2 protein-coding genes are annotated in these 3,284 nt (G+C 72.8%); both read left to right on the forward strand.

The annotated features are described in order from the left end of the window. Positions 1-1,734: beta-ketoacyl reductase (locus tag G3I40_RS46315; protein WP_164560778.1), on the forward strand; the 1,734-nt coding region annotated here is incomplete at its 5' end. A 51-nt stretch (positions 1,735-1,785) separates the two neighbouring features. Continuing rightward, positions 1,786-3,284, forward strand: a 1,499-nt coding sequence (locus tag G3I40_RS46320; RefSeq protein WP_164560779.1) for a polyketide synthase, incomplete at its 3' end; no start/stop codon positions are given.

A 3,284-nucleotide genomic window follows, 5' to 3' on the forward strand; every position in this document is an offset into this window, starting at 1 on the left:
GCACCCGCGGTGGCGGTCCTGGAGGCCGTCGGCGCGGAGGGCGACGACGCCGTACTCGCCCTGTCGTCAAAGGTGTTGGGCGTGCTGCAGGCGTGGCTCGACGCGGACGCGCTGGAGGAGTCGCGGCTCGTCGTCGCGACCCGGGGCGCGGTGCCCGCCGGCGACGGCACGGTGAGCGACCCGGCCGGATCGGCGGTGTGGGGTCTGGTGCGCGCCGCCCAGGCCGAGAACCCGGGCCGGATCGTCCTGCTCGACACGGACACCGATGAGCCGGGAGCCGTCCTGGGCGCCGCTCTGGCCACCGGCGAACCGCAGCTCGCGGCGCGCGGCACGGCCTTGTCCGTACCCCGGATGACCCGCGCCACCGCCGTTCAACACCCCGAAGGGGAAACGGAGTTCACGCCGGAGGGCACCGTCCTCGTATCCGGCGGCGGATCGCTGGGTGAGCTCATCGCCCGGCACCTGGTCGTCGGGCGCGGCGTGCGCCACCTGATGCTGGCCAGCCGTCGCGGCCCCGACGCCGACGGTGTGCAGGACCTGGTCACCGAGCTGACCGGGCACGGCGCGGCCGTGTCGGTCGTGGCCTGCGACGTCTCCGACCGCGAACAGGTGAAGTCCCTGCTCGCCTCGGTGCCGGACGCGCACCCGCTGACCGCCCTGGTGCACACGGCCGGGGTGTTCGAGGCGGGTCTCGTCGGAACCCTGACCCCGCAGCGTCTGGCCCGGGTCTTCGCACCGAAGGTCGACGCGGTACGGCACTACGACGAGCTGACGCGCGGCCTGGACCTGGATGCGTTCGTCGTCTACTCCTCCGCCTCGTCCGTCTTCCTCGGCGCGGGCAGCAGCGGCTACGGCGCCGCCAACGCCTTCCTCGACGGTCTGATGGCCAAGCGCCGCGCGGCGGGACTGCCCGGCCTGTCCCTGTCCTGGGGCACGTGGGCGTACGCCACCAACATGACCAGCCACCTCAGCACCGACGACCAGGTGAGCATGAGCCGTCGCACGAACCGTGACGGCGTCGTGGCGCTCACGCCCGCCGAGGGCACGGAGCTGTTCGACGCGGCGGTCGGGTCGCAGGAGTCGCTGCTGGTGCCCGTCAAGCTGGACCTGCGGGCGGTGCGTGCCGACGCGGCGGCCGGCGGCACGGTGCCGCCGCTGCTGCGCACGCTCGTACCGGCGGGGCGGCAGCAGGCGCGCGCCGCGAGCGCGAACGACGGCGGCCTGCTGCGCCGCCTGTCCGGGCTCGCCGAGGAGGAGCAGGAGGCGCTGCTGCTCGACCTGGTGCGCACGCAGGCCGCGGTCGTCCTCGGGCACAGCGGGCCGCAGAGCGTCCGCCCGGAGACCGCGTTCAAGGACGTCGGCTTCGACTCGCTCACGTCGGTGGAGCTGCGCAACCGGCTGCGCGAGGCGACCGGACTGAAACTGCCCGCCACGCTCGTCTTCGACCAGCCGACCCCGCTCGTGCTCACCGGCTACCTGCGGGCCGCACTCGGTATCGGCGACGACGTGCTCTCCCGGGTGAACGCAAAGATAGAAGACGTCGAGTCGTTGCTTGCTGCGGTCACGCTCGACGATTCCATGAGCGCCACTATCGCGCTCCGTCTTCAGGGTCTGGTTGCCCGGTGTAATGGGGTCGTCGAGCAGGCGGACGTCTCCACGGTGGCCGAGAAGCTGGAGTCCGCGTCGGCCGACGAAGTCCTCGACTTCATCCATGAGGAACTCGGGCTCGTGTGACTGCGGTACAGGCGCATCCGGCTCCATCAACATTCTCGTGAGGACTGACGCATGGCCACGGACGAACAACTCCTCAACACCCTCAAGCGCGTCACCACCGAATTGCACAACCTGCGCAAGCAGGGCGCTTCGCACGCGGGCGAGCCGATCGCCATCGTCGGAATGGCGTGCCGGCTGCCCGGCGGTGTGAGCGGTCCCGAGGACCTGTGGCGGCTGGTGCGCGAGGGCGGCGACGCCGTGTCGGGGTTCCCCGACGACCGCGGCTGGGAGCTGGACGGCCTGTTCGACCCGGACCCCGACAACCCCGGCACCTCCTACACCGACCAGGGCGGATTCCTGCGCGGCGCGGGCATGTTCGACCCGGGCTTCTTCGGGATATCCCCGCGCGAGGCGCTGGCGGTGGACCCGCAGCAGCGGCTCCTGCTGGAGACCTCCTGGGAGGCCCTGGAGCAGGCGGGCATCGATCCGCTCTCGCTCAAGGGCACCGACGTGGGCGTGTTCTCCGGAGTGTCCAGCCAGGGGTACGGCTCCGGGAGCGGCGGGGTCGCGCCCGAGCTGGAGAGCTTCACCGGCACCGGTGTGGCGTCGAGCGTGGCATCGGGCCGCGTCTCGTACGTCTTCGGCTTCGAGGGCCCGGCCGTCTCCGTGGACACCGCGTGCTCGTCGTCGCTGGTCGCCATCCACCTGGCCGCGCAGGCCCTGCGCCAGGGCGACTGCTCGCTGGCGCTGGCCGGCGGCGCGATGGTGATGGCGACGCCCGGCACGTTCGTGGTCTTCTCCCGGCAGCAGGGCATGGCCTCCGACGGCCGCTGCAAGGCGTTCGCGGACGGCGCGGACGGCATGGGCCTGTCCGAGGGCGCCGGCGTGGTGGTCCTGGAGCGGCTGTCCGAGGCGCGGGAACGCGGCCACAAGATCCTCGCGGTGCTGCGCGGCTCCGCCGTCAACCAGGACGGTGCCTCCAACGGCCTCACCGCCCCGAACGGGCCGTCCCAACAGCGCGTCATCCGCAAGGCGTTGGCCGGTGCGGGCCTGGTCCCGGCGGACGTGGACGTCGTCGAGGCGCACGGCACCGGCACGGCGCTCGGCGACCCGATCGAGGCACAGGCGCTGCTCGCCACGTACGGGCAGGGCCGCGACCCGCACAAGCCGCTGTACCTCGGCTCGTTGAAGTCGAACATCGGACACACCCAGGCCGCAGCCGGTGTCTCCAGCGTGATCAAGATGGTCGAGGCGCTGCGGCACCGCGTGCTGCCGCCGACGCTGCACGCCGACGTCCCCACGACCGAGGTCGACTGGACGGCGGGCGCGGTGGAACTGCTGACACAGGCGCGCGAGTGGCCGGACGAGGGCCGTCCGCGCCGTGCGGGCGTCTCGTCGTTCGGCATCAGCGGGACGAACGCGCACCTGATCCTGGAGGAGGCGCCCGAGGAAGCGGCGCCCGAGCCGGCCGCGGACGAGGCGGCGCCCGCGGGCGTGGTGCCCCTGGTCGTGTCGGCGCGCAGTGAGGGCTCCCTGGCCGGCCAGGCCGAGCGGCTCGACGGCTTCCTCGC

It is taken from the genome of Streptomyces sp. SID14478 (genome assembly GCF_010548525.1).
In the GTDB taxonomy this organism is placed as follows: Bacteria; Actinomycetota; Actinomycetes; order Streptomycetales; family Streptomycetaceae; genus Streptomyces.